Source organism: Mycobacterium sp. 141, from assembly GCF_000382405.1.
Lineage (GTDB): Bacteria > Actinomycetota > Actinomycetes > Mycobacteriales > Mycobacteriaceae > Mycobacterium.
Map to the genome: position 1 here is coordinate 182805 of NZ_KB908257.1, position 22651 is coordinate 205455.

Sequence of the window (22651 nt, forward strand, 5' to 3'; positions counted from 1 at the left end):
CCGCGTCCTTGGCGAGGATCATGGGGACTACAGGAACGCGTCGCGGTTGTTGATTGCCCACTCGAGGTAGGTCGTGGGCCCACGGCCAGTTATTTCGTGAACCGTCGGCGTGACGACGGCTTCCTGGGTCGTTTCGAAGGCCCATTGGCCCATGAGGAGGTCGAGGTATTCGGGTGGCAGCACCTGTCCGTAGAGTGCGCGCCCTTCAGAGTCCGAAAGCACGGTGACGTCGATGGGATCGGCGATGGCCTGGCTGATGAGGCCAATTTGATCTCGCATAGTCAAGGAATCCGGCCCGGTGAGGACGATCTTCTCCCCGTCGAGTTGTGAAGTCGTGATCGCACGTACGGCGACAGCGGCTATGTCCTCATCGGCTATCGGGGCCTGCTGGGATTCCGGGAAGGGCAGGCCCACATTGCGGTGCTCACGAATTTGTTTGGCCCAAAAACGAATTGCGTTGCGGGCGAATGCGCCAGGCCGCAAACATACAGCGGTGAAACCGCCGTCGGTGATCGCATTCTCCACGGCGAGGTGACGCTGTTTGTTGTATTCCACGAACGGTTCGTGGCGAGTGGTGTCGATCGTGGACAGCACGACCACCTTGTCGACGCCGGCCGCCTTCATCTCTTCGACCAGCCCCGGCAATGTGTCTGGTTGCGCAAAGCTGTAAAGGAAGACGGTCTCGACACCCTCAGGGGCCGCCCGCATCGTGTGTGGCTGATTGAGATCGCTCGGAAACGTTTGCAGCCATGGCCACCGCTGCGGATCGGGTCGACGACATGTCGCCCGTACCTCGACCCCGGCGTCACGCAGCTGGCCGACGATGCTCGAGCCCACCCCGCCAGCGGCCCCGGTTATCAGTATCCGCATTGTCATAACCCTTTCTTTGGCGTCGGACTCGACTTTAGGAATCACGTCATATCAGCACCAATCATGATTAGGAATATGCAATATTCGTGAGATGAATCTTGCTGGTGTCGACCTCAACCTCCTCGTAGTGCTGCAGGCGGTTCTAGAGGAACGGAGCGCCACCAAGGCCGCAGCACGGTTGCATCTGACCCAGCCGGCGGTCTCGAATGCGTTGGCGCGTCTGCGCGTGTTGTTGGGTGATCCGCTCGTGGTGCGCAGCGGGCGAGGCCTCAGCCCCACTCCTGGGGCGCTGGCTATTCAACCTCGGCTTGACACGGCACTGCGCCTCGTCGAGGGCATAGTGCGGGACCTTGACGACTTCGATATGTCGACGACGACCCGTGAGTGGGCCATAGCTTTCGCCGATCTGTACGGCCCACTCGTCCTGCCCGGGCTTGACCGCCGACTACAGCAGGAATCACCGCGGTCCAGTGTTCGCGTCACGGCGTTGGATCGCATCAGCGTTGTCGATGCCCTGGCCACCGGCGAAATCGATTTGTACCTGGGCCTACCCAGAACAGTCCCGTCGACGTGGCACTCAGAACTCGCCTTTGCCGACGACGTCGTCGGTGTCATCGCCGCCCACCATCCCGACGCCAACAGCGTCATGACACTCGACCGTTTCGTCGAGCTACCCCACGCCCACGTCCGAATCAGCCCGGGCCGAGGTCGCGAAGTCGATGACGCTTTGGCCCGCCTCGGGCACACCCGACGCATCTATCTCACCGTGCCGCACTACAGCTCGTTATTCCCTGTCGTCGAAAACGGTCACTGCATAGCTGTTGCTCCCCGCCGCCTGGCCCATTACCATGCACGCAACTCAGCAATCTCCCTCTTCGAGCTACCGCTTGCAGTACCGACCTACGACGTCCGATTGTTCTGGCACGAGCGGGTCGACAATGACCCCGGGACCGTAGCTCTCCGCAGAATTCTCCGGGACGTCCTGGACACCGAGCCTTCTGAAGCCGAAAAACCCGTCGCCCCGGCTCGCTAATCGCTAGCAAGCAACCTCGAGGCGCCGTCAAACGCGTCAGCCGTCGCTGTGCGTTTCTGCTCGTCGGGAAGCTGTGGCGAAAGGTAGCCGGCATCAACCGGTCCGGTAGCGTCGGGCGCTGTGGGTATCCTTCTCGCGCTAGGCGCGGCGAGCATGTACGGGCTCTCCGATTTCCTCGGCGGTGTGCTGTCCCGGCGGACATCGGTCTGGCGGGTGGCGTTCGCGGTCCAGCTCAGTAGCACGGTCGTCCTGGCGCTGGTGGCGGTGATCTTCGGTGGTGCGCCCAGCGGCGCAGCCCTGGCGTGGGGTGCTCTGTCCGGCGTCGGTTCCGGGGTGGGCACCGGGTTCCTGTACCGCGGGCTCGCCAGTGGGCGAATGAGCGTGGTGGCGCCGTTGTCGGCGGTCGGCGCGGCCGCCCTCCCGGTCCTGGTGGGCGTCGTCACCGGGGAGCGACCTAGCGTGTTGGCTTGGTTCGGCATTATCTGCGCCCTACCGGCCATCTGGCTGATCGCTACCGGCGAGGGCGACGAAAATGTCGGGGGCGGGCACGTTGCCCGGGGCGGAACCGGCGTACTCGACGGGATCGTGGCCGGTATCGGCTTCGGGTTCCTGTTTGTGGCGCTGGGGCAGGTGCCCGAGGGCTCCGGGCTGTTCCCGGCCGCACTCAGCCTGGCGGTGTCGGTGGTGGTCATCGCGATGCTGGCCAGCATATTGCGGCAAAGCTGGCTGCCGCGGGACCGGTACGCCGTGACATCGTTGGCGGTCGGCGTGGCCACTGCGGTCGCCACCATGCTGTTCCAGCTCGCCACGCAGTCCGGCCTGCTCGCCATCTCGTCGGTGCTTTCGTCTCTCTATCCGGCGTTCACCGTTCTGCTCGCGGTGGTGGTGTTGCGCGAGCGTATTCACCCGGGGCAGGCATTCGGTCTGGCGATGGCCGCCGGGGCGGTGAGCCTGGTCACCCTCGGCTGAACCTCGGGCGTCTGCCAATTCAGGATTGTCGGATGTCCACTCCCCGGGGATGTACCTGGTCGGCAATGCGATTGAGCGTCCAGCGCACGACGACCCGGTGACCGCCGGACCCGATGACCAGGGCGCGGTAGATCTTCCCGTGGAGTTGGGGGAACGCCGCCCAGGTCTGCGATCGCACCCGAGTCCGGTTCGGCGTCAGCACATCCAGTTCGAAGACCCATTCGTAGATCGAGAACGGGTGGCGCCCGGCGAGAACGAGGCGCTCGGGCGGGTGGCACTCGCCGATCCGGAATCCGAACGGCGCGTGCGGGTTCGTCGGGCTTCCGCACAGGACGCGTAGTACCGCGGCCCACGTTGTCGCCGCATCGGCGTCGATGGTTATGGCATGCTCGTCAATATAGGGTAAACGTTCCATATAGAAGGACCATACTAGATCGTGGCACCTCCGCGGAAGCATGAAACCGATGCAATCCTGGACGCGACGCGCGCGCTCGTCCTGACCGACGGGCCGCGGGCGGCCAGCGTCGCTGCGATCGCCAGGGCCAGCGGCGCGCCGGCGGGCACGCTCTATCACCGGTTCGGCAACCGCAACGGCATCTTGACCGCGGCGTGGCTGCGGGCGCTGGAGCGGTTCCAGTCGCGGGCGCTGGCGGCAGCGGGGGATACGTCGTTGGATTCGGCGGTGGCGATGGGGGTCACGGCGGTCCAGTTCGCCCGGGCTACACCCGAGGATGCTCGGCTGCTGCTGACCATCCGGCCCAGTGACCTGCTCGACGGCGAACCGGATGTGGACTTCGAGACCCGGCTCGCCGCCATGAACGCTCCGTTGATCGAGCGGTTGCGAGAGCTGGCTCGAGGGGTGTTCGGCAGCGACGACGCCCGCACCATGGACGCCATGGCGCGGGCCGTCGTCGACCTGCCCTATGCCGTGGTGCGCCGGCACGCCGACGATGCCGAGTTGCCGGTCTGGCTGGAGGACGACCTGGCGCAGGCCGTGCGTGCGCTGCTCTCGGTCGATCTGACCGGTTAGCCGGGTTCGACGATGATCCGGGCGTTCTGTGCGGTCTTGACGACGGCGCGGGCCAGTACCGATCCCGGTTCGGCGGCGCTGGTGACCAACGCGACCGTCGCCGTCACCGCCGGGTTTTCCAGCGGCACCACTCGCACTTCGGCGGGTGGGCGCAATGTGCGCAGCCAGGTTTGTGGCACGATGCTGGCCCACCGGCCGGTGCTGACGTGCGCCAGTAGTGAGACGACCGAATCCGCCTCGAGCCGCGGGGTGAGCGTGAGACCGTGGGCGATCAAGGCGTCGTCGAGGAGCTGACGGCCCCGCATGCCCGTGTTCAACAGGCACAGCGGCAGTTCCGAGGCATCGGCCCAGGTTGCCGGATTCGGTTGACTCGTCAGCAATTCGCTGCTGGCGATGAGCACCTGTCGCTCCTGGTACAGCGGCGTGACGAGCAGGTCGACGGTGTTCTGACCGTCCGGATAGATGATGCCCGCGTCGAGTTCAAACCGGCGGATGCGCTCGACGATCTCCGCCGAGCGCAGGCTGCTCTCCAATTGCACTCGTACCAAAGGATGTTCGAGGCAGAACGGGTCGGTGAGCAAGGCCACCGTACTGGACGCGGCCGGGATGACGCCGAGGCGCAGTTCACCGGTCAGACCCGTCTGCAGCGCGGCGACTTCTTGGATGAGTGCATCGTGGTCGGCCAGGATGCGCCGCGCCCACAACACGAGTCGCTCACCTTCCGGGGTGAGCCCGTCAAAGCTCTTTCCGCGCCGCACCAACGGAACCTTCAGCTCGTTCTCCAGCTTGCGGATGGCCTCGGACAGGCCCGGCTGCGATACGTAACACGCCGCGGCCGCTCGGGCGAAGTGCTTCTCCCGAGCGAGCGCCACGAAGTACTCGAGCTGGCGAAAGAGCATGAACCATTTGACCACGCCTGATAGGCGGTACCTATCACCGTGCTGAAACTTGCCCGTGGACACTTACATTTACATTTCCCGGCGGTCAGACTGAACGCATGGACAACGAGATCAACGTGACGGTCACGTCCTGCGTCGTGCGGGTGACCGACCTGGACCGGTCAGTAGCGTTCTACCGCGATATCTTCTCGTGCCAGGTTGCTGTGCACTCCGAAGACATGGCATTGCTGTTGACCTCCAAGGGTTTCCAGATCTACCTGCACGCCAAGGAACCCTTCGTGGCGCGCGGTAACGGGGTGCTCGGCGTGCACCACCTGGTGTGGTCCACCGACAGTGAGGCCGACCTGAAACAGATCACGCAGCGCCTGCAGACGTACGACCCGGCGACCTACGTCCACACCGACGCCGCGACGGGCCTGACCTTTGTGGACGCGTGCGGCCCGGATGCGGAGCGGATCATCATCACCCATCCCAGCCCGCGCGAGCTGCCCCGCTCGGCCATCGCGGATCGGTTCCGCAGCTGACCTAGCGGTGTCGAAGCAGTGATCGGTACAGGTTGTTCACTGCGTGGTTCCCTTCAAGCTTCCGATGGCCAACCCGTCTTTCGATGTGCCGCCGTGCGGCAACGGGGGCGGGTCGTCGAGGAAATCGATTGTGGGAGAGAAGAACAAGCCACCGGTGGCGGCGGTGGAGAAGTCCAGGATGCGGTCGGTGTTACCGGGCGGATCGCCGATGAACATGTTGTGCAGCATTCGTTCCGTGACCTTCGGGGTGCGGGCGTACGCGATGTAATACGTGCCTGCTTGCGCCCGTCCCACCTCACCGAACGGCATGTTGTGCCGGACGATCTTGAGCTCGGTGCCGTCCTGATCGGTGATGACGTTCAGCGCCAGATGTGAGTCGCGCGGCTTGTCGGCGTCAGGAAATTCGATGTCGTCGAGCTTCGTGCGTCCGAACGCGCGCTCCTGTTCCGTCACCGAGAGCGCATCCCAGCCCGCCATGTCGTGCAGGTACTTCTGCACGTGCACATAGCTGCCGCCGCGAAAGCCGGGATCCTCGTCGCCTATGGCGGTGGAACTGATTGCCAGTGCGCCGCCGGGGTTTTCGGTGCCGTCGACGAAACCGAGCAGGTCTCGGTTGTCGAAGAACCGGAACCCGTGCACCTCGTCGACCACAGTGATCGCATCGGCCATCGCCTTGTGGACGTGGCCGGCAAGCGCAAAGCACACGTCCATGGTTTGGGCGCGGATATGGAACAGCAGGTCACCCGGCGTGGCCGGGGCCCGGTGACGGGGTCCGGCGAGTTCGAGGAAAGGGTGCAACTCGGCGGGACGCGGGCCGCCGAACAATCGATCCCAGGCGGCAGAACCGATCGAGGTGACCATGGACAGCTGCTTGGTCGGATCGCGGAACCCGACTGCCCGTACCAGCCCTGACAGGTTGCCGAGCGCATCGTGGACGACGGCTTCCCCGCCCGCATCGATGGTCACGACCAGAAAGATCGCCGCGGGCGTCACCGGTGCAAGCACGGGTTGTGATTGCCCGCCGCTGCTGCACGCCGGCGTCATCATCGCGATCGTCTCCTCATATGTTGAGTTGCGCCGCCGGAGTTCAGGGGCTGGCTGCAGAGGACTCGGGCGGCGACGCCTGGCGGCCGATCCGCGCTGGCGGTCTGCCCAGACGATACGCACGAGCGCCACGATGCCGAATGCGCAGCGGAGCTTACTGTCCGAGCCGACAAGAACAATTGTCGTTCATCACAATCCACGACCGAGCAGCCAGGCGGGAGAAGTACGCTCGCATGCATGACCAACAAGAATGAACGCGAGGAAGCGATCGAGAAGATCCAGGAGCGCCGCGAAGAAGAGCGCGAACGGCTGGAGAAGGAAGAAGAACATCGCCTCCGTTAGCGACCGCTTCACGGTCGGCGACCACGTCACCTGGAATTCCGAAGCGGGCCACGTCAGCGGCACAATCATCAAGGTCCACACGCAGGATGTGGATTACAAGGGCTACACCCACCACGCCAGCCCGGACGAGCCTCAGTACGAAATCAAGAGCGACAAGACCGATCACGTCGCGATGCACAAAGGGTCTGCGCTGGCGAAGATCGGGCGCTGATCCGGCGAGCGCCGGCTGATCGGTATCGCCTATCGATAATTCGAAATCACGTCTTGGACGCAACCGGCCCTATCGCAACAGACTGGAACCTCCACCAGCGCGGACCGTTTTCGACCAGGAGGAGCCATGTGCGAGCCGACCCAAGCCGCCGAGCCTGATCGCTGGCGAACTCCGCCCGAACTACCGTCGATGTGGCAGGAATTCGCTTCGGTAATCCCGGCACTCGTCGGTGCAGGGTGGCGCCGGCTGCTGAGGGGCGTGACGGGTAGTTAGCGGAAACCTTTGCAGCGCATCAGAGAAGCGTCTGTTGCTCGGGTGGGTAGGTGAGTGACGTGCCCTCGACCAGTGCGAAATGGGTGAGTTTGTGCATTCGGTAGTCCGTCTCGGACAAGATCTCCACGGCCGGAACGCCGTGCGCATAGAGCGCATCGGCAACCAGCGAGCGGTGGCAGCGCCACGGCACTGCCTCGGCACACATGATGCACGTGCGCTTTTCGCGGCCGAGCGCGATCAACGTTTCGATCGCGTGCTGAAACGCCTCGGTCTGCATGTAATCGGCATAGCCGCGAAAGCTCTTGTTCTTCCACCCGGTATTGGATGAGTCCTTTCGGGCGTGCCGCAGGCCGCCCAACGCCGGCAGCGGGACGTATTCGATGTCCTGGGCGCGCAGGCTGCCGGCCAGCTCGCTGTCGTTGAACTGTGGATTGTGACGCGAACGAGGAATCGTGCGGATGTCCACGAGCCGCTCGATGCCGTAGGTCTTCAGCAGGTCGACAAAAGACTCGATCGGTAACGTCGAATGCCCGACGGTGAAAATCGCGCCGACGGGCCAGTGTGCTTCTTGCGGCGGAGGATCGCTCATCCAGCAGAGATGGCCTCCGGTCTTGTTCTACGCCTGGATGATTCGCGGGTCGTCGGGGCGGACTTCGCATTGCACCATCGCATCGGCGCGGTCGGGGTCGGCGGTCAGCCGTTCGTGGCCGAGTAAGGCCGCCGGCCGGACCACCGTACCTGTGCCGCACCCCGTCCATTGCACGGTGACGCCCTGCGGTTGAGGTGACGACTGAGTAAGTGCGCCCTCTCGCGCGGTGCCCACCGGGGCCACGTGATAGGTGCGGATGTCCTCGGACACCCCGTCAACGCTCGTCACGTCGTAGGCGAAGATGGCGACACGTTCCCCTTCGGCCGGATGCCCGGCCGGCCAGGGATCGTCGGCCATGCCCCCTGACGGATTTCCGATCGTCTTCGCGCTGATCGTCACGTCGCCCATGCTGTGTCCCCGATCCGGTTGAACCGTCTGCAGCCTATTGCGTAGTCGAGGCTGCAGACGGGTCAACCGGCGAGGTTTGTGCTTGAGCTCAAACCCGGTTGTGCGTGACGACAGGATCGGGTCAGGACTTCTTGGTTTCCCAGAAGATCTTGGCGATCTCGTCGATCTTGTCGAGGAGTTGTTGCGCCACCTCCGGATCGACCGAGCCCTTGGTGCCGGACGCGCCGGCAAGCTTGGTCGCCTCGTTCACCAGTTGATGCAACTGGGGGTATTTCTCGAAGTGGGGCGGCTTGAAATAGTCGGTCCACAGCACCCAGAGGTGATGCTTGACCAGTTCCGAACGCTGTTCCTTGATGATCAGCGCGCGGGTGCGGAACTCGGGGTCCTCGTTGGCCTGGTACTTCTCCGCGATGGCCTTGATTGATTCGGCCTCGATCCGCGCCTGGGCCGGGTCGTACACACCGCAAGGCAGGTCGCAGTGTGCACGGGCGATGACGCGAGGGGCGAGGAAGAACGGCAGTCGCATATGACTCTCTCCTGTACCAACATGAAAACTGCTGTGCGGGTAGGTAGCCCACGCACAGAGGGGATCGACCGTCGTTGCGTCGACTCCTTGCTGCGACATTACTCCTGCACCTGCTGACCGGGTTGGCGAAGTGGTAAACGTGCCGTGCGGCAATCTGGACCTCGTCGCGTACGGTTCGGTCGTGACCTGGCCGCGGAGCGTGAAGGTGATTGCGACGCTCGTCGCCGCAGCGGGTGTCGGCTGGATGTGGTCGCGGGTGTTCACCGTCGGAGTTTCCGGTCCGTCGATGGCGCCGACGTTGCACGACGGCGACGCGCTCGTGGTCTACCGGGTGCGGCGGGTACGACCTGGCGACGTGGTGATCGCGCGGTTCAAGAGCCGGCCTGATCTGCTCGTGGTCAAACGCGCCATCCGGCCGTACTGCGGTGGGTGGTGGATCGAAGGTGACAACCCCCTGGTAGCCGACGACTCCCGCAAGTACGGCGAGGCCGTCGTGACGGCCCGGGTCCTGTTCCGGTATGGGCGCGCATCATCGTGGTCCAGGCCCGATGGGTCGTAATCACACCTGTCACACCAGTACCTGGAAGTCTTGGGTGTACCTCACGAAACCCGCTATCACCGGTGGTATCAACTTTTCTGGTACTGCGGATAGTGGCACATTTCCAGAGGTGGTATGCCTCAAGGGCCACGACACGCCGAGGCCCGCACCATGCCGCTGTATCGGCGAGGTCGGCGTCCAGGCCGACCGGTGAGTGAGGTCAAGTGAACGAGGCGAGGATCGCGGAACTGGCATCGTGGGCCCAGAGCCGTCTTGCCGATCTCGTCGATCAGGCGTATGTCGCCACAATCGAACGCATTCCGCTGTACCGCACGGGAGGTCTCGTCCCTTCCAGGGAATTTCGCGAGTCCATCACGCAAAACCTGCGCTTCATCCTCAGTGCGGTGGCGCATCCAGACGCGGATGTGGATCTCACCGTCCCGGCTGCAACGGGTCGTCGCCGGGCACAGCAAGGTGTCCCGTTACCGGAGGTCCTCCGCGCATACCGCGTCAGTTTTTCGACGTTGTGGGAGGCGCTGGTTGCTCGGGCCCGGTGTGCTGTTTGACGCTGACCCCTAGCAGTCACGTCGTCATGAGCCGGCCCGGCGTGGGCTCCTTGATGACCAGCGCGACCACGATCGCGGCCCCGACGCCGATGATGGTGTCGATACCACGATCGGTGAGCAGCGCGAGTGGTTCGGCGGGTTGGGCGAGATCGGTCATCAGCATGATCAGCGGGGTGAAGAATCCCAGCGCGACCGCGTGGTGGTGCGTCATGAACAGCTCGGTGGGAAACAGCAGCGCCATCAGACAGATCGCCAGCACGTACTCGCTGGGTTGCGGGATGAGCACGACCGCGGCCACGACGAGGCCGATGAAGGTTCCGCCGAGGCGATGGATACCGCGCCGGATGCGGCCGCTGGTGTCGGCGGCGGCAAGCGGACCGGCAGCGGCGGCCATCGCCCAGTTGGCGTGGTCGACGCCCAGGAACAGACCGGCTGTCCCGGCCGCCGTGATGGCGATCGCGTAGCGGCTCGCGTGGATCAGCACGTCGCGGCTATCCGGTATCCGAATGCATGACCGCGGCTCCGATCCGGGGGTGGCGTCGAGAACGCCGAGCAGTATGCACAGCAAAGCTGTTGCAGCACATATCAATATCGCGGTCCACGGTGACACCCGGCCGCCGGGGACCGTGGCCACCGCGCCGAGGGCGAACAGACCGTAGAACGGGCCTGCGGGTTTGAGTGCGAGGCGATCCGTCGCGGCCGAACCGACTGTCGCGAACACCACGGCGGCGACGACGAGAACCCATGGCGCGATGTGGGAGTCGGCCAGCGCGACACCGATGGACACGCCGAGAGTCAGGATCACGGCGCCCTGGGTCTGTTCTGTGAGCCGGCGCCTTCGTGGTTCGACCCGTCCGTACATTCCGGTGATCGCGCCGAACACCGCGTAGATGATCAGGTCGGGACGCCCCGCCCACAGCAGCGCGACGCCGGGGACGGCCAGCCCGAGCGCGACGCGCAACGCCGGGCGGTGGTCGCCCATCGGCGGGGTCATGGCGATGCGCACCCGGGTGTACACCTCGACGGTGCGCATGGCTCACTCCGATCCGGTGAAAAAGATTGACGGACAACAGCAATCAGGTTGCCCAACCGGGGCGACGGACGTCAAAGCGGAAGTTCCGAGCTGTTGATCGGTGAGGCCTATCGACGCAGCGGGTCAGTTGTTGATCGACGGTGCCTATCACGCAGTCGGAGCCACGTCTTGGACGCCATCGCGGCAAGGGAACAGGCTGGAACTGTCCGGATTCCCCGACAAAACCGTTCGCCGACAGGGAGTAATGATGGCCAAGATCCTGTGCGTTTTGTACCCCGACCCCGTGACCGGGTATCCGCCGGTCTATGCGCGGGATTCCATTCCCACCCTCGAGGCATACCCGGACGGTCAGACGATGCCCAGTCCGTCTGCCATCGATTTCACCCCCGGGCATCTGCTGGGCTGCGTATCGGGCGAATTGGGGCTGCGGAAGTATCTGGAGGCCGCGGGACACGAGTTGATCGTGACGTCGGACAAGGACGGCCCCGACTCGGTGTTCGAGAAGGAGCTTCCAGACGCGGATGTGGTTATCTCCCAACCGTTCTGGCCTGCGTACCTCACGGCGGAGCGCATCGCCAAGGCGCCGAAGCTCAAGCTTGCGCTCACCGCGGGGATCGGTTCCGACCACGTCGACCTGGACGCCGCGATCAAAGCGGGTATCACGGTGGCCGAGGTGACCTTCTGCAACAGCATCAGCGTCGCCGAACACGCCGTGATGCAGATCCTCGCGCTGGTGCGCAACTACCTGCCGTCGCATGAGTGGGTGATCAACGGCGGCTGGAACATCGCCGACTGCGTCGAGCGCGCATACGACCTCGAAGGTATGGATGTCGGGGTGATCGCCGCGGGCCGTATCGGGCAGGCGGTGCTGCGGCGCCTTGCGCCCTTCGACGTGCGGCTGCACTACTTCGACACGCGCCGGCTGCCGGCCGAGGTTGAGGAGGAACTCGGTCTGACCTATCACCCCGACGTCCAGTCGCTGGTCCGGTCGGTCGACATCGTCGACATCCACGCACCGCTGCACCCACAGACCTATCATCTGTTCGACGCCGAGTTGCTCAGCACGATGCGTCGCGGCTCGTACATCGTGAACACCGCCCGCGCCGAGATCACGGTGCGGGATGACATCGTCGCGGCGTTGAGGTCCGGCCAACTGGCCGGCTACGCGGGGGATGTCTGGTTCCCGCAGCCACCGGCTGTCGACCATCCCTGGCGGACCATGCCGCACGAGGCGATGACACCGCATGTCTCGGGGACGACGTTGTCGGCGCAGGCACGCTACGCCGCGGGAACCCGCGAGATCCTGGAGGACTTCTTCGCCGGCCGCGACATCCGCGACGAGTACCTCATCGTGGAGGGTGGTCAGCTGGCAGGTACCGGCGCGAGGTCCTACACCGCCGACGGCTCGACCAGCCCGGGTAGCGCAGACCAGTAGATCGAGGAAGGTTTCGATCCCAAGTTCGGGGCCCGGCCGCTGCGCCGCACCGTGCAGCGTCAGCTGGACAACAAGCTGTCCGGGCTGCTGCTGAAAGGCACTGTGCGCTCGGGCGATACGGTCCGGGTCGACGCCGACGCGACCGGTCTGGTGATCGAGGCGGTCAGCCCCAAGGGTGCGGAGGGGACGGTTGACACCGACGGTGATGCGGCGGCGTCCGGGGACGGTCGGGTGGCGGCCAAGAAGGTCGCCAAGAAGACCCCGAAGAAGACACCGGCCAGCAAGGAGTGAGGTGATTCAGACCGGTGAGCCGACGTTCGCGTACTAGCCTCGAATCCATGGCAGGACCGAAGTTCTTTCTGGAGTGGCCCGTGCTGCGGCAGTTCCGCTCCGGTGACCTGTTGGGCCGCGGTCCCTCGGTGACTTCGGCGCGCACTCGGGCCATCGAGCCGCGCACGTCGACCGCCGACCGCATGGTGCAGTCCGTGTGCCCGTACTGTGCGGTGGGCTGCGGCCAGCGGGTGTATGTCAAGGACGAAAAGGTCGTGCAGATCGAGGGCGACCCCGATTCGCCGATCTCGCGTGGGCGGTTATGTCCGAAAGGTTCGGCGAGCGAGCAGTTGGTCAACTCGCCCGGGCGGCAGACCGAGGTGCTCTATCGGGCGCCGAGGGCCACCGAATGGCAGAAGCTCGACCTCGACACCGCGATCGACATGGTGGCCGACCGGTTCATCAAGTCGCGCCGCTACACCTGGCAGGAGCGTGACGAACAGGGCAGGCCGCTGCGCCGGACCATGGGCATCGCGTCGCTGGGCGGCGCCACGCTGGACAACGAAGAGAACTATCTGATCAAGAAACTCTTCACGGCAGCGGGCGCCATTCAGATCGAGAACCAGGCGCGTATTTGACACTCCGCCACGGTTCCCGGTCTGGGGACCTCCTTCGGTCGCGGTGGTGCGACGCAACCTTTGCAAGACATGGCCAATGCGGACTGCATTGTCATCCAGGGTTCCAACATGGCCGAGTGCCATCCGGTGGGCTTCCAGTGGGTGACCGAGGCCAAGAAGCGCGGGGCCACCGTGATCCACGTCGACCCGAGGTTCACCCGCACGTCGGCGGTCGCTGACAAACACATCCCGATCCGGGCCGGCTCGGACGTGGTGTTGCTCGGTGCGCTGATCAACTACATCCTGACCAACGACCTGTGGTTCAAGGAGTACGTGCTCGCCTACACCAACGCGGCCACTCTGATCAACGAGAACTACCGCGACACGGAGGATCTCGGTGGTCTGTTCTCCGGGTTCGACCCCGAGACCGGGCAGTATGACCCGACAACCTGGTCGTACGCCGATCAGGACGGCGGCGAGATCGGGTCGCCGGGCCAGGATGAGTCGAGCCGCAGCGCCTCGGACAGTGCCGCCGGTGACCAGTACGGAAGCGGCGGCCCACCCCTCGAACACGCCGGGGTGCAGCGCGACGACACTCTGCAGCATCCGCGGACGGTGTTCCAGATCGTCAAGCGGCACTACGCTCGCTACACCCCCGAGATGGTGCGGGACGTGTGCGGTATCAGTGTGGGCGACTTCGACTACCTGGCCCGGACCATAACGCAGAACTCCGGCCGCGAACGCACCACGTGCTTCGCCTACGCCGTCGGTTGGACCCAGCACACCCTCGGTGCCCAATTCATCCGCACCTCAACCATTTTGCAGCTGTTGCTGGGCAACGTCGGTCGCCCGGGCAGTGGCATCATGGCGCTGCGCGGGCACGCCAGCATCCAGGGTTCGACGGACATCCCGACGCTGTTCAACCTGCTGCCGGGTTATCTGCCGATGCCCAAGGTCGGCAGCCATGACACCTTCGCCGAGTACCTGGAAGCGGTCGGATCGAAGAAGCAGAAGGGCTTCTGGGCCAATGCCGACGCCTACACCGTGAGCCTGCTCAAGGCGTGGTGGGGAGACGCCGCACGGGAGGACAACGACTGGGCCTACGACTACCTGCCCCGTCTGAGCGGCCCGCACGGCACCTATCAGACGGTGATGGCGATGCTCGACGACGAGGTCGAGGGGTACTTCCTGCTCGGGCAGAATCCCGCTGTCGGGTCGGCACACGGCCGCATGCAGCGCCTCGGCATGGCGCATCTGAAGTGGCTCGTGGTGCGCGACCTCAACCTCATCGAATCGGCGACGTTCTGGAAGGATTCGCCCGAGATCGCGTCGGGTGAGTTGCGCACCGAGGACATCGAGACCGAGGTGTTCTTCCTGCCCGCGGCCACCCACGTCGAGAAGGCCGGATCGTTCACCCAGACCCAGCGGCTCGTGCAGTGGCGCCATCAGGCGCTCGCCCCGCCCGGGCAGTGCCAGAGCGAACTGGACTTCTTCTACAAGCTGGGCCAGCGGATCCGGGCCGCGCTGGCCTCCTCGACCGACGAGCGGGACCGTCCGCTGCTCGACCTCACGTGGGACTATCCCACCGACGAGCACGGCGAGCCGTTGCCGGAGTCGGTGCTCGCCGAGATCAACGGATGCCAACTGACCGGGCCGGACGCCGGCAAACCTTTGTCGACGTTCAACGAGCTGCGCGCCGACGGGTCCACCGCTGCGGGCTGCTGGATTTACACCGGGGTCTATGCGGGCGGCGTCAACCGAGCGGCCCGCCGGGTGCCTCGCGGCGGTCCTACACCCAACCAGTCGGAGTGGGGTTGGGCCTGGCCGGCCGACCGGCGGATGCTCTACAACCGCGCGTCGGCCGATCCGGATGGCAAGCCGTGGAGCGAGCGCAAGAAGTACATCTGGTGGGACGAGCAGCAGGGCCGCTGGGTGGGTGACGACGTGCCCGACTTCCCGGTGGACCGGGCCCCGCACAGCCATCCCGACCCGGCGCTGGGTGGGCCTGCTGCGCTGGCCGGTGACGACGCGTTCATCATGCAGCCCGACGGCAAAGGATGGCTGTTCGCGCCGCGCGGCATGCTCGACGGGCCGCTGCCCACGCACTACGAACCGCAGGAGTCGCCCGTCGCCAACGCGCTCTACCCGCAGCAGCAGAGTCCGTCGCGAGTCATCTTCCCGCGCAAGGACAACCTGAGCGCCCCCAGTGCCGGCGATCCGGGTGTCGACATCTACCCCTACGTCTTTACCACCTACCGGCTCACCGAGCACCACACGGCCGGCGGGATGAGCCGTTGGCTGCCTTACCTTTCCGAGCTGCAGCCGGAGATGTTCTGCGAGGTCTCCCCCGAGTTGGCCGCCGAACGCGGCCTGGAACCCTACGGCTGGGCCACCATCGTGTCGCCGCGCGCGGCGATCGAGGCCCGCGTGCTGGTGACCGAGCGGATGACGCCGCTGAAGATCGGCGGGCACACCGTGCATCAGATCGGTTTGCCGTATCACTGGGGTGTCGGCGGCGACGCCGTGGTGAGTGGCGACGCGGCCAACGATCTGCTGGGCCTCACGCTCGACCCGAACGTGCAGATCCAGGAGTCCAAGGCCGGCTCGTGCGACATCCGGCCCGGGCGCCGGCCGCAAGGCCCTGCGCTGCTGCGGTTGATCGAGGAGTACCAGTCCCGCGCCGGGGTGACCACCGAGACCGACAATGCGCGGATCACCGATCCGGCGCACGAGATCGTCTACCCGTCGCCCGAGCAGGACGATCCCGGCAAGGAAGGATGGTCACGGTGGTGACGTCCGGGAGGGAGCGCTGATGGGTCAGTTCGCGGGACCGAGCGATCCGGCGGCCGACGCGCACTGGGCGGAGCACACCGCGGAGCGCAAGGGCTTCTTCACCGACACCTCGATCTGCATCGGCTGCAAGGCCTGCGAGGTGGCGTGCAAGGAGTGGAACCGTAACCCGCGTGACGGCGACCTCGAGCTGCTCGGATCGTCCTACGACAACACCGGCGCTCTCGGCGCCAGCACGTGGCGCCACGTCGCCTTCGTCGAGCAGAACCGGGACCGCATCGAGGAGGCACGTGAGTCCGGCCGCGCGCTGGTAGGTCTCGGGATGCCGAGTATCGGTGCGCCAGAGCCGGATATCACCCCGCCTGACACTCCCGAATTCCGCTGGCTCATGGCCTCGGATGTGTGCAAGCACTGCACGCATGCCGGCTGCCTCGATGTGTGCCCCACGGGCGCGATGTTCCGGACCGAGTTCGGCACGGTGGTGGTGCAGGCCGACGTGTGCAACGGCTGCGGCACGTGCGTGGCCGGTTGCCCGTTCGGCGTGGTGGAACGGCGCAGCGACGGGACCGTCGCGACGACGACCGGACCCGGCGACCGTAAAGGCGAACAGCCCGAGGTGCCCAATCGCGGGGTCGCCCAGAAGTGCACGCTCTGTTACGACCGGCTCGTCGAGGACCAGACGCCTGCGTGTGCGAAGACGTGCCCGACGACGTCGATCAAGTTCGGTGACCACGACGATCTGGTCGTCGAGGCGCGCGAGCGGGTGGCACAGCTGCATGCCCAGGGGATGACCGAGGCCCGGCTTTACGGCGCCAACGAACTCGACGGGGTCGGCGGCACGGGCTCGGTTTTCCTGCTGCTCGACGAACCCGAGGTATACGGCCTGCCGCCGGATCCGCGCGTCTGCACTGCCGATCTGATGACGATGTACAAGCGGGCCGGGATCGCGGCGCTGGGAATGGTTGCGGCGGCGGCGTTCTCGTTCCTCCGCGGGGGGCGCCGATGAGCGCTTGCGCGAAGAGGAGACAATCGCGATGAGCGCTTGCGCGAAGAGGAGACAATCGCGATGAGCGAATTCGACAGCTATCGGCCGCCGGAGCCACCGCGGCGTCGGCGCGGCGGCGGCAAGCGTCGCCGCCGCGGTGCCGGAGCCGGCGGGGACGGCGCTCGTGAGATGCCGATGGTGCCGGATGCCGAATTCACTTCGTACTACGGCCGTCCGGTGGTCAAGCCGCCGCCATGGGGCCATGAAGTCGCGGCGTACCTGTTCCTCGGCGGGGTCGCCGGCGGGTCGGGTCTGCTGGGGCTCGGCGCACAGCTGACGGGGCGGGCCACCCTGCGGCGCAACGCCCGGCTGGGTGCGCTGGGCGCGGTCGGCCTCGGCGCGGTGGCGCTGGTCGCCGATCTGGGGCGGCCGGACCGGTTCTACAACATGATGCGCACCTTCAAGATCACCTCGCCGATGAGCGTCGGGTCGTGGATCCTCTCGGCGTTCAGCGGTGGCATCGGCGTCGCGGCGGTCGCCGAAGTCGACCGGATGACGGGGGAGCGGCTGCCGCTCGGACCACTGCGCCCGGTGCTGCGCGCCGTCGAGGGGCCGGCCGGGCTCGAGGCGGGCGTGTTCGCCGCGCCGCTGGCCGTCTACACCGCGGTCCTGTTGTCCGACACCGCGAATCCGACCTGGAACGACGCCCACCGGGACCTGCCGTTCGTGTTCGTCAGCTCCGCGAGCCTGGCTTCGGCCGGTCTGGCGATGATCACCACGCCGGTGGCCGAGACCGGCCCGGCGCGCACCCTGGCCGCACTCGGCGTGGTCGGTGACATCACGGCCATGAAGCTGATGGAGCGGCGCATGGACCCCGTGGCGGTCGAACCGCTGCATCACGGTACGGCGGGGGAGATGTTGCGGTGGGCCGAGCGGCTGGCCGTCGCCGGTGGCGTGGGTGCGGTGCTCGGTGGGCGTAACCGCCTCGTCGCCGCGGTCTCCGGCCTGGCGTTGCTGGCGGCCTCGGCGTTGACCCGGTTCGGCGTCTTCGAGGCGGGCATCCATTCCGCCAAGGACCCGCGCTACACCATCGAGCCGCAGAAGCGCAGGCTGGCCGCACGCCGCGCGGCAGGCATTACCGACGACTCGATCACCACGGCGGGCTGAAGCCGGTACGGTGGCGAGCGCTCTACCTGGCCCGCCTACGTACCGAGGTTGTTGTGGACTCTGCCGTGCGTTCTCGGTCGGGCTGATGCGGCCGCTGATCGTCGCCGCGGGCACGCGCCTGGCTCACAGCCGCCTCGAGCATCTCGAGCAGAGCTTGGCCGAACAACCTGAGCAGCGCCGTGCCTATGCTCGGCTGCTGACGCTGGTCGACGGGGCCGCCTTGTTCCTCGACGACACGCTCAGCGCGCTGGAGACCGGGCGCGCCGATGCGATGTTGCGGGTGTTGCGGTGAAATCTGTTGCAGCGGAAGCTGATTCGAAAGTGCCGACGGGGTGATGCGGTTGTGTGGAGGTTCGGCATTCCGTAAAGAGCTGGGCATCGAACGCCGTGCTCGACGGCCGCGCCGACGCCGCGGCGATCATCGACACCAACCATCTCGGCTTCGGCCGGGACGGTACCGTACCGCCGTCCAGTCTGCGGATCATCGGTCAGACAACGCCTTTCGACCACTGCAATATGACTGTGGTCGACACCGCACCCACCGCCGCGTCGATCTCGAGAACCTCGGGTTCGAAAACGGTGCGCACCTGCTGCTGCAACGTGCGCTGAATTCCGTGCTGCCCGGCCAGACCGTCGAAATCGTCGGCCGGGCACCGGCTCTCGCGGTCGACCTGCCCGCCTGGTGCCGACAATTCGGCCACCGGGTAATGCGTGGGGACGATTCCTGGACGGTCGAACCGGGAAACCGCGACCGATGGCTCGGCGCCGAACGCGCGGGCGCCCCCGACCCGGACGGTATCGTGGCCTCCGCACCTGCGCATTGGGGCCTGGCCGCACGGGTGCGTTGGTCGAGCGCGGCGCTACGACCCACTCGCCCTTTGACATTCGCGACCGCGACCTGGTCGACACTGCGGGCCTCAACGCGGACGTGTTCGACTCCGTTGTCCTGCTCGCGTCCGGCAGTTGGGAACCCGCCGCGATCGCAGCGGGTTACCGCGCCGTGCTCACGTTGCAGGCTGAAATGGACGAGGGGCGCCAGCGGCGACTGGTCCATCTCGGTTTCCCGGCAGACGAAGCCGCGGACATCTCCGCGCTGCACACGAGGAACTTCATGTAGTCACCTGTCACAGGTGTGGCTGGGCGAGCGTGCCGTCATCACGTCGATGAACCACTCCGTGCCGCGTACGCATCGAAAGTGGCAGCATCATCAGCAAATTCAGTGCGTGGCAACAGTGGGCCGCCGCGCCCCACCGACGTTTTTATTGCAGACTCCAGCTGGCGCGAGCGTCGCAGAGTACCGACTCGTCGACCTCGATGCCGAGCCCTGGCAGATTCGGGGGCAGCACGCCGCCGTCGACCTCGATCGGCTCGAACTTCGCTGTGCTCAGCGTGACCATGTCGGAGGTGTTCAGCACGCAGCGCAGCAGGTGGGTGGGCACCGTCGCGCCGAGGTGCACCACCGCAGCGTAGGAGATCTCCGACCCGACGGTGTCCTGCACGGCGACGATCAGGCCCGCGGCCCTGGCGATGTCGCGCTGGCGACGACCCGGCGTGAGCCCGCCGGCCGGGGTGACTTTCAGGCCGAAGCCGTCGGCGAGGTCGAGTTCGATCGCGTGGATCAGGTCGTCGTCGTTGCACGCCAGCTCGTCGATGATGAGCGGATACGGCGATGCCTTGCGCACCGACAGCGTCTCGCGCCAGGTGGCGCAGGGCGATTCGAGTACAAAATCGAGACCGTCGGGCAACAGGTTGAAGAGCCGGCGCGCCGTCTCCGGGCTGAGCCCGGTATTGGCATCCACCAGGAACCACTCGCCCGGCTGCCGGTCGGCCAGGCAGGCGACGATGCGCTCGGCGTCGACCGCGGGGCCGCCGTCGCGATCGGCGGTACCGATTTTGATCGAGTGCCCCAGGTAGCCGCGGGCGCGGTGATCGGCGACGCGGGCACGCATTTCCTCGGGCTCGCCGGTGTGGATCGACGAGATCAGTGGCAGCGGCACGTTGGTGCGCCCGCCGAGCAGCTCGCACACCGGCAGCCCGACCGATTTACCGAAGAGATCCCAGCACGCGATGTCCAGTGCCGCCTTCGCGTCGTTGTGCCCGAGCAGCGTCTCGTTCATCAGATCGTTGATCCGGTCGACCTGGCGGGGATCCTGCCCCAGTAACACCGGCGCGACCAGTTCGATCGCGGCGCGGGTGCCACCCGGGTGCGCGGCGACGTAGGTCGAGCCGAACGGCGTGCTCTCGCCCCAACCCACGGTGCCGTCGTCGGCGGTGATCCGCACGATCGAGGCGTCGAACGTCTCATAGGTGCGCCCGCGTGAGAGATGGTAGACCCCGCCCGAGTACGGCAGGTCGATCTGGAAGAGGTCGATCCTCGAAATTTTCATGGTGGGTGAGTTCCTAGTGTTCACAGTTGATTCGGGGGCTACGCGCGCGGCGCCCTAGGCGTCGGCTGGATCCGCGGTGATCTCGACGGGCGGTGGGATCAGGACGAGCTTGCCGGGGTACTTCTTCGCGATGAAGTCCTCCTGCGCCTGGTGGATCTCGCTCAGCGGGTAGGTCTTCGAGACCAGCGGCTTGAGCTTGCCCTCGTTGATGTAGCGCACGATGTTCTCGACGACGGCGTCCTCCTGGAAAGTGCAGCCGAACAGCGAGAGGTCGTTGAGGTAAACGGTGCGCAGGTCGATCTCGGCCAGCGGCCCGCCGATGGCCCCGGCGATGGCATAGCGGCCCCCGCGGCGCAGCAGAGTGAGCAGAGTGTTCACGCCGTCGCCACCGACGACGTCGACGACCACGTCGATCGAGCGGGGGCCAAGCTCGACGACGATGTCGGCGGTCCGGTCGATCACGCGGTCCGCGCCCGCGGCGAGCACGGCGTCGGCCTTGCTCGCCGAGCAGACCGCGATGACCTCGGCACCGCGCAGCTTGGCCAGCTCGACCGCCGCGAGGCCGACACCGCCCGAGGCGCCCGTGATGACAACCCGCTCCGCGCCCATATTGGCGCGGTGCAGCATCCCCTCGGCGGTCGTGAAGGCGATCGAGATGGTGCCCAGCTCGGCCGGGGAGAGGTCGGAGTGCACCGTGAACGACTCGCTCGACGGGGCGACCGCGAACTGGGCGAAGCCGCCATCGCAGTCACTGCCATAGGTCCAGCACTCGTAGGGACGACGGTCGACGTAATGGCGCATCAGGTTGCGCACCACCACGGGCTCCCCGATGCGGCCGGCGTCGACGTCAGCGCCGACGGCCACGATCTTGCCGTAGACATCTCCACCCTGGATGCGGGGGAAGCTCAGCGGCACCCCCGACCACGAGGCATCGTCGTGGTCCGCCTGGTCGGTGCCATCGCTCGCGGTCGAGTTGGTGTCGCCGCTGACGGCCTTCGAGTACCAACCGATGCGGGTGTTGATGTCGGTGTTGTTGATGCCCGCGGCCTCGACCTGGATCAGCACCTCATCGGCCCGCGGCTGCGGTACCGGCACATCGGTGCGGTACTCGAGCTTCTCGGGACCGCCGTGGCCGGTCAATAGCACGGCGGACATGGTCGCGGGCAGGGTCATCGCTGATCTTCCGATAGAAATTTGGTCATGATGTCCATTAATCGGACATTGTGTCCAAAATAATTAACGAGCCCGTATGAACGCAAGCCCTAAACTGGGCGCTCGGTAAGGGGAGGTGATTCGCATCGACGAGCACGTACAGGACATGGACGGTGAAGTCGATTCTGATCGCGAGTCGGATCCGTCCAATCAGCTGAACCGTTCGGCGCTTCGTGCCGCATCGCTGCTCATCGCCGCAGGCAATCACCCCAACGGGGCCAGCGCCGCCGAACTCGCCCTCGAGACCGGCGTCCCCCGCCCCACGGCCCATCGGCTGCTGCTCAGCCTTGCGCACAGCGGCCTGCTGACCCGCAACGGCGGCACCTTCGCGCTCGGCTGGCGCACCGCAGCGCTGGGTCGCCTCGCGGACCCCTATCGCGGCATCCTGCCCCGGGTCCAGCTGGTCCTCGATCGCCTCGCGGCCGAACTCAACGAGTCGGTCGAGTACACCGTGTTCACCGGCCCGACAACGCAGGAGACCATCGCGCAGGCCGCGAGCACCCGACTACTCGCCCCCTCACAGCGGTATGTCGGTCGCAGCTTCCCGCTGCACGCGAGCGCGACGGGCAAGGTCCTGCTCGCCGGCCTCGACGACAACCAGATCCGGGCACTGCTGCCCGAGCGTCTCGAAGCGATCACACCGCACACCATCACCGACCGCGAAGCGCTGATCTCGCAGCTCAACCAGGTGCGCACGCGCGGCTACAGCACGCTCGACAACGAGCTCGAGGAAGGCCTTTTCGTCATCGCGGTGCCCGTGCGCAGCACCAGCGGCGAACTCGTCGGCGGCCTCGGGCTCTCGGGCCTCGACCAACGTTTGAAGTCCGTGAGCGGCGAATCGTTGGTGGAGAGGCTGCGCAGCGCCGCCGCCGAGCTCGGGGAGATCGTCAGCGCGTCTTGACACGGTAAGCCGCGTGCAGGCACAGCCGGATC

General features: G+C 66.1%; 26 protein-coding genes. 15 read left to right on the forward strand and 11 right to left on the reverse strand.

Annotation, left to right across the window (positions count from 1 at the left end; translation table 11 throughout):
* Positions 1–27: 27 nt before the first annotated feature.
* Complete coding sequence (locus tag H276_RS0106035; RefSeq protein WP_369758412.1) at positions 28–876, reverse strand: SDR family oxidoreductase; 849 nt, start codon at positions 874–876, stop codon at positions 28–30.
* Positions 877–961: 85 nt separating this feature from the next.
* On the opposite strand from H276_RS0106035, the gene H276_RS0106040 reads away from it, so the two are divergent.
* Both H276_RS0106040 and H276_RS0106045 read left to right on the forward strand, forming a co-directional pair.
* Positions 962–1903, forward strand: a complete 942-nt coding sequence (locus H276_RS0106040) for a LysR family transcriptional regulator (protein WP_019970411.1) — start codon at positions 962–964, stop codon at positions 1901–1903.
* 120 nt (positions 1904–2023) lie between these two features.
* Positions 2024–2872 (forward strand): DMT family transporter, encoded by an 849-nt coding sequence (locus H276_RS0106045; protein ID WP_019970412.1) that lies wholly within the window; start codon positions 2024–2026, stop codon positions 2870–2872.
* Between the two features lie 19 nt (positions 2873–2891).
* Here the strand turns inward: H276_RS0106045 and H276_RS0106050 are convergent, their stop codons facing one another.
* A complete protein-coding gene (locus tag H276_RS0106050; protein ID WP_019970413.1) occupies positions 2892–3287 on the reverse strand; it encodes a hypothetical protein in 396 nt (131 codons plus the stop codon).
* Positions 3288–3308: 21 nt separating this feature from the next.
* On the opposite strand from H276_RS0106050, the gene H276_RS0106055 reads away from it, so the two are divergent.
* On the forward strand, positions 3309–3902 hold the full coding sequence (locus H276_RS0106055; protein ID WP_019970414.1) for a TetR/AcrR family transcriptional regulator: 594 nt from the start codon (positions 3309–3311) through the stop codon (positions 3900–3902).
* On the opposite strand, the gene H276_RS0106060 is transcribed toward H276_RS0106055, so the two are convergent.
* Positions 3899–4801 carry a LysR family transcriptional regulator gene (locus tag H276_RS0106060; protein WP_026356640.1) on the reverse strand — a complete coding sequence of 301 codons (903 nt, stop codon included), beginning with the start codon at positions 4799–4801 and terminating at the stop codon, positions 3899–3901. The two genes, H276_RS0106055 and H276_RS0106060, sit on opposite strands and share 4 nt — an antisense overlap.
* Before the next feature lie 98 nt (positions 4802–4899).
* Between H276_RS0106060 and H276_RS0106065 the strand changes: the two genes are divergently transcribed.
* Entirely contained in the window at positions 4900–5325 is a 426-nt protein-coding gene (locus H276_RS0106065) for a VOC family protein (protein ID WP_019970416.1), read from the forward strand.
* A 36-nt stretch (positions 5326–5361) separates the two neighbouring features.
* Here H276_RS0106065 and H276_RS0106070 read toward each other — a convergent pair whose 3' ends face one another.
* Entirely contained in the window at positions 5362–6372 is a 1011-nt protein-coding gene (locus tag H276_RS0106070; RefSeq protein WP_019970417.1) for a Dyp-type peroxidase, read from the reverse strand.
* 325 nt (positions 6373–6697) lie between these two features.
* Between H276_RS0106070 and H276_RS0106075 the strand changes: the two genes are divergently transcribed.
* The gene (locus H276_RS0106075; RefSeq protein ID WP_026356642.1) at positions 6698–6922 is read left to right on the forward strand and encodes a DUF2945 domain-containing protein; all 225 of its coding nucleotides are present in this window, start codon (positions 6698–6700) and stop codon (positions 6920–6922) included.
* A gap of 292 nt (positions 6923–7214) precedes the next feature.
* On the opposite strand, the gene H276_RS0106080 is transcribed toward H276_RS0106075, so the two are convergent.
* The 3 genes from H276_RS0106080 to sodN all read right to left on the reverse strand — a co-directional run bounded on the left by H276_RS0106080 (position 7215) and on the right by sodN (position 8718).
* Positions 7215–7784 (reverse strand): DUF488 family protein, encoded by a 570-nt coding sequence (locus H276_RS0106080; RefSeq protein WP_019970420.1) that lies wholly within the window; start codon positions 7782–7784, stop codon positions 7215–7217.
* 27 nt (positions 7785–7811) lie between these two features.
* Positions 7812–8192 (reverse strand): hypothetical protein, encoded by a 381-nt coding sequence (locus H276_RS0106085; RefSeq protein ID WP_019970421.1) that lies wholly within the window; start codon positions 8190–8192, stop codon positions 7812–7814.
* A gap of 121 nt (positions 8193–8313) precedes the next feature.
* The gene (sodN, locus tag H276_RS0106090) at positions 8314–8718 is read right to left on the reverse strand and encodes a superoxide dismutase, Ni (RefSeq protein WP_019970422.1); all 405 of its coding nucleotides are present in this window, start codon (positions 8716–8718) and stop codon (positions 8314–8316) included.
* Between the two features lie 181 nt (positions 8719–8899).
* On the opposite strand from sodN, the gene H276_RS0106095 reads away from it, so the two are divergent.
* Together H276_RS0106095 and H276_RS0106100 are read left to right on the forward strand one after the other, a co-directional pair.
* Positions 8900–9277: a S26 family signal peptidase gene (locus tag H276_RS0106095; RefSeq protein WP_231376613.1), complete on the forward strand. Its 378-nt coding sequence runs from the start codon at positions 8900–8902 to the stop codon at positions 9275–9277.
* Positions 9278–9480: 203 nt separating this feature from the next.
* Positions 9481–9822 (forward strand): hypothetical protein, encoded by a 342-nt coding sequence (locus H276_RS0106100; RefSeq protein WP_019970424.1) that lies wholly within the window; start codon positions 9481–9483, stop codon positions 9820–9822.
* 16 nt (positions 9823–9838) lie between these two features.
* Here H276_RS0106100 and H276_RS0106105 read toward each other — a convergent pair whose 3' ends face one another.
* Entirely contained in the window at positions 9839–10855 is a 1017-nt protein-coding gene (locus H276_RS0106105) for an FUSC family protein (RefSeq protein WP_019970425.1), read from the reverse strand.
* Between the two features lie 247 nt (positions 10856–11102).
* Between H276_RS0106105 and H276_RS0106110 the strand changes: the two genes are divergently transcribed.
* The 6 genes from H276_RS0106110 to H276_RS0106140 all read left to right on the forward strand — a co-directional run bounded on the left by H276_RS0106110 (position 11103) and on the right by H276_RS0106140 (position 18411).
* Positions 11103–12290, forward strand: a complete 1188-nt coding sequence (locus H276_RS0106110) for an NAD-dependent formate dehydrogenase (protein ID WP_026356644.1) — start codon at positions 11103–11105, stop codon at positions 12288–12290.
* 51 nt (positions 12291–12341) lie between these two features.
* Positions 12342–12581: a hypothetical protein gene (locus tag H276_RS0106115; RefSeq protein ID WP_019970427.1), complete on the forward strand. Its 240-nt coding sequence runs from the start codon at positions 12342–12344 to the stop codon at positions 12579–12581.
* 47 nt (positions 12582–12628) lie between these two features.
* A complete protein-coding gene (gene fdh / locus H276_RS22645) occupies positions 12629–15970 on the forward strand; it encodes a formate dehydrogenase (RefSeq protein WP_231376614.1) in 3342 nt (1113 codons plus the stop codon).
* A 19-nt stretch (positions 15971–15989) separates the two neighbouring features.
* A complete protein-coding gene (locus tag H276_RS0106130; RefSeq protein ID WP_019970430.1) occupies positions 15990–16973 on the forward strand; it encodes a 4Fe-4S dicluster domain-containing protein in 984 nt (327 codons plus the stop codon).
* A 60-nt stretch (positions 16974–17033) separates the two neighbouring features.
* A complete protein-coding gene (gene nrfD, locus H276_RS0106135; RefSeq protein ID WP_019970431.1) occupies positions 17034–18119 on the forward strand; it encodes an NrfD/PsrC family molybdoenzyme membrane anchor subunit in 1086 nt (361 codons plus the stop codon).
* A gap of 85 nt (positions 18120–18204) precedes the next feature.
* Positions 18205–18411, forward strand: coding sequence for a hypothetical protein (locus tag H276_RS0106140; RefSeq protein ID WP_019970432.1), 207 nt, complete (start codon positions 18205–18207; stop codon positions 18409–18411).
* Between the two features lie 196 nt (positions 18412–18607).
* On the opposite strand, the gene H276_RS24970 is transcribed toward H276_RS0106140, so the two are convergent.
* Positions 18608–18940, reverse strand: a complete 333-nt coding sequence (locus tag H276_RS24970) for a hypothetical protein (RefSeq protein ID WP_019970433.1) — start codon at positions 18938–18940, stop codon at positions 18608–18610.
* Between the two features lie 23 nt (positions 18941–18963).
* Here H276_RS24970 and H276_RS24975 point away from each other — a divergent pair, with 23 nt between their 5' ends.
* Positions 18964–19236, forward strand: coding sequence for a hypothetical protein (locus H276_RS24975; protein ID WP_196807847.1), 273 nt, complete (start codon positions 18964–18966; stop codon positions 19234–19236).
* A gap of 142 nt (positions 19237–19378) precedes the next feature.
* Here H276_RS24975 and H276_RS0106155 read toward each other — a convergent pair whose 3' ends face one another.
* A complete protein-coding gene (locus tag H276_RS0106155) occupies positions 19379–20506 on the reverse strand; it encodes a mandelate racemase/muconate lactonizing enzyme family protein (RefSeq protein ID WP_019970435.1) in 1128 nt (375 codons plus the stop codon).
* Between the two features lie 54 nt (positions 20507–20560).
* Positions 20561–21679 carry an alcohol dehydrogenase family protein gene (locus tag H276_RS0106160; RefSeq protein ID WP_019970436.1) on the reverse strand — a complete coding sequence of 373 codons (1119 nt, stop codon included), beginning with the start codon at positions 21677–21679 and terminating at the stop codon, positions 20561–20563.
* A gap of 115 nt (positions 21680–21794) precedes the next feature.
* Here H276_RS0106160 and H276_RS0106165 point away from each other — a divergent pair, with 115 nt between their 5' ends.
* The gene (locus H276_RS0106165) at positions 21795–22619 is read left to right on the forward strand and encodes an IclR family transcriptional regulator (RefSeq protein ID WP_155942974.1); all 825 of its coding nucleotides are present in this window, start codon (positions 21795–21797) and stop codon (positions 22617–22619) included.
* Positions 22620–22651: the final 32 nt, after the last annotated feature.

Bases quoted from the DNA above. Each gene is read 5' to 3' on its own strand.
- H276_RS0106085 (WP_019970421.1), bottom strand. From the start codon at position 8,192: ATGGGCGACGTGACGATCAGCGCGAAGACGATCGGAAATCCGTCAGGG.
- H276_RS0106070 (WP_019970417.1), bottom strand. From the start codon at position 6,372: ATGATGACGCCGGCGTGCAGCAGCGGCGGGCAATCACAACCCGTGCTT.
- nrfD (WP_019970431.1), top strand. From the start codon at position 17,034: ATGAGCGAATTCGACAGCTATCGGCCGCCGGAGCCACCGCGGCGTCGG.
- H276_RS0106035 (WP_369758412.1), bottom strand. From the start codon at position 876: ATGACAATGCGGATACTGATAACCGGGGCCGCTGGCGGGGTGGGCTCG.
- H276_RS0106110 (WP_026356644.1), top strand. From the start codon at position 11,103: ATGGCCAAGATCCTGTGCGTTTTGTACCCCGACCCCGTGACCGGGTAT.
- H276_RS0106065 (WP_019970416.1), top strand. From the start codon at position 4,900: ATGGACAACGAGATCAACGTGACGGTCACGTCCTGCGTCGTGCGGGTG.
- H276_RS0106160 (WP_019970436.1), bottom strand. From the start codon at position 21,679: ATGACCCTGCCCGCGACCATGTCCGCCGTGCTATTGACCGGCCACGGC.
- H276_RS0106140 (WP_019970432.1), top strand. From the start codon at position 18,205: ATGCGGCCGCTGATCGTCGCCGCGGGCACGCGCCTGGCTCACAGCCGC.
- H276_RS0106040 (WP_019970411.1), top strand. From the start codon at position 962: ATGAATCTTGCTGGTGTCGACCTCAACCTCCTCGTAGTGCTGCAGGCG.
- H276_RS0106080 (WP_019970420.1), bottom strand. From the start codon at position 7,784: ATGAGCGATCCTCCGCCGCAAGAAGCACACTGGCCCGTCGGCGCGATT.
- H276_RS0106130 (WP_019970430.1), top strand. From the start codon at position 15,990: ATGGGTCAGTTCGCGGGACCGAGCGATCCGGCGGCCGACGCGCACTGG.
- H276_RS0106050 (WP_019970413.1), bottom strand. From the start codon at position 3,287: ATGGAACGTTTACCCTATATTGACGAGCATGCCATAACCATCGACGCC.
- sodN (WP_019970422.1), bottom strand. From the start codon at position 8,718: ATGCGACTGCCGTTCTTCCTCGCCCCTCGCGTCATCGCCCGTGCACAC.
- H276_RS0106155 (WP_019970435.1), bottom strand. From the start codon at position 20,506: ATGAAAATTTCGAGGATCGACCTCTTCCAGATCGACCTGCCGTACTCG.
- H276_RS0106060 (WP_026356640.1), bottom strand. From the start codon at position 4,801: ATGCTCTTTCGCCAGCTCGAGTACTTCGTGGCGCTCGCTCGGGAGAAG.
- H276_RS24970 (WP_019970433.1), bottom strand. From the start codon at position 18,940: ATGCGCAGGTGCGGAGGCCACGATACCGTCCGGGTCGGGGGCGCCCGC.
- H276_RS0106105 (WP_019970425.1), bottom strand. From the start codon at position 10,855: ATGCGCACCGTCGAGGTGTACACCCGGGTGCGCATCGCCATGACCCCG.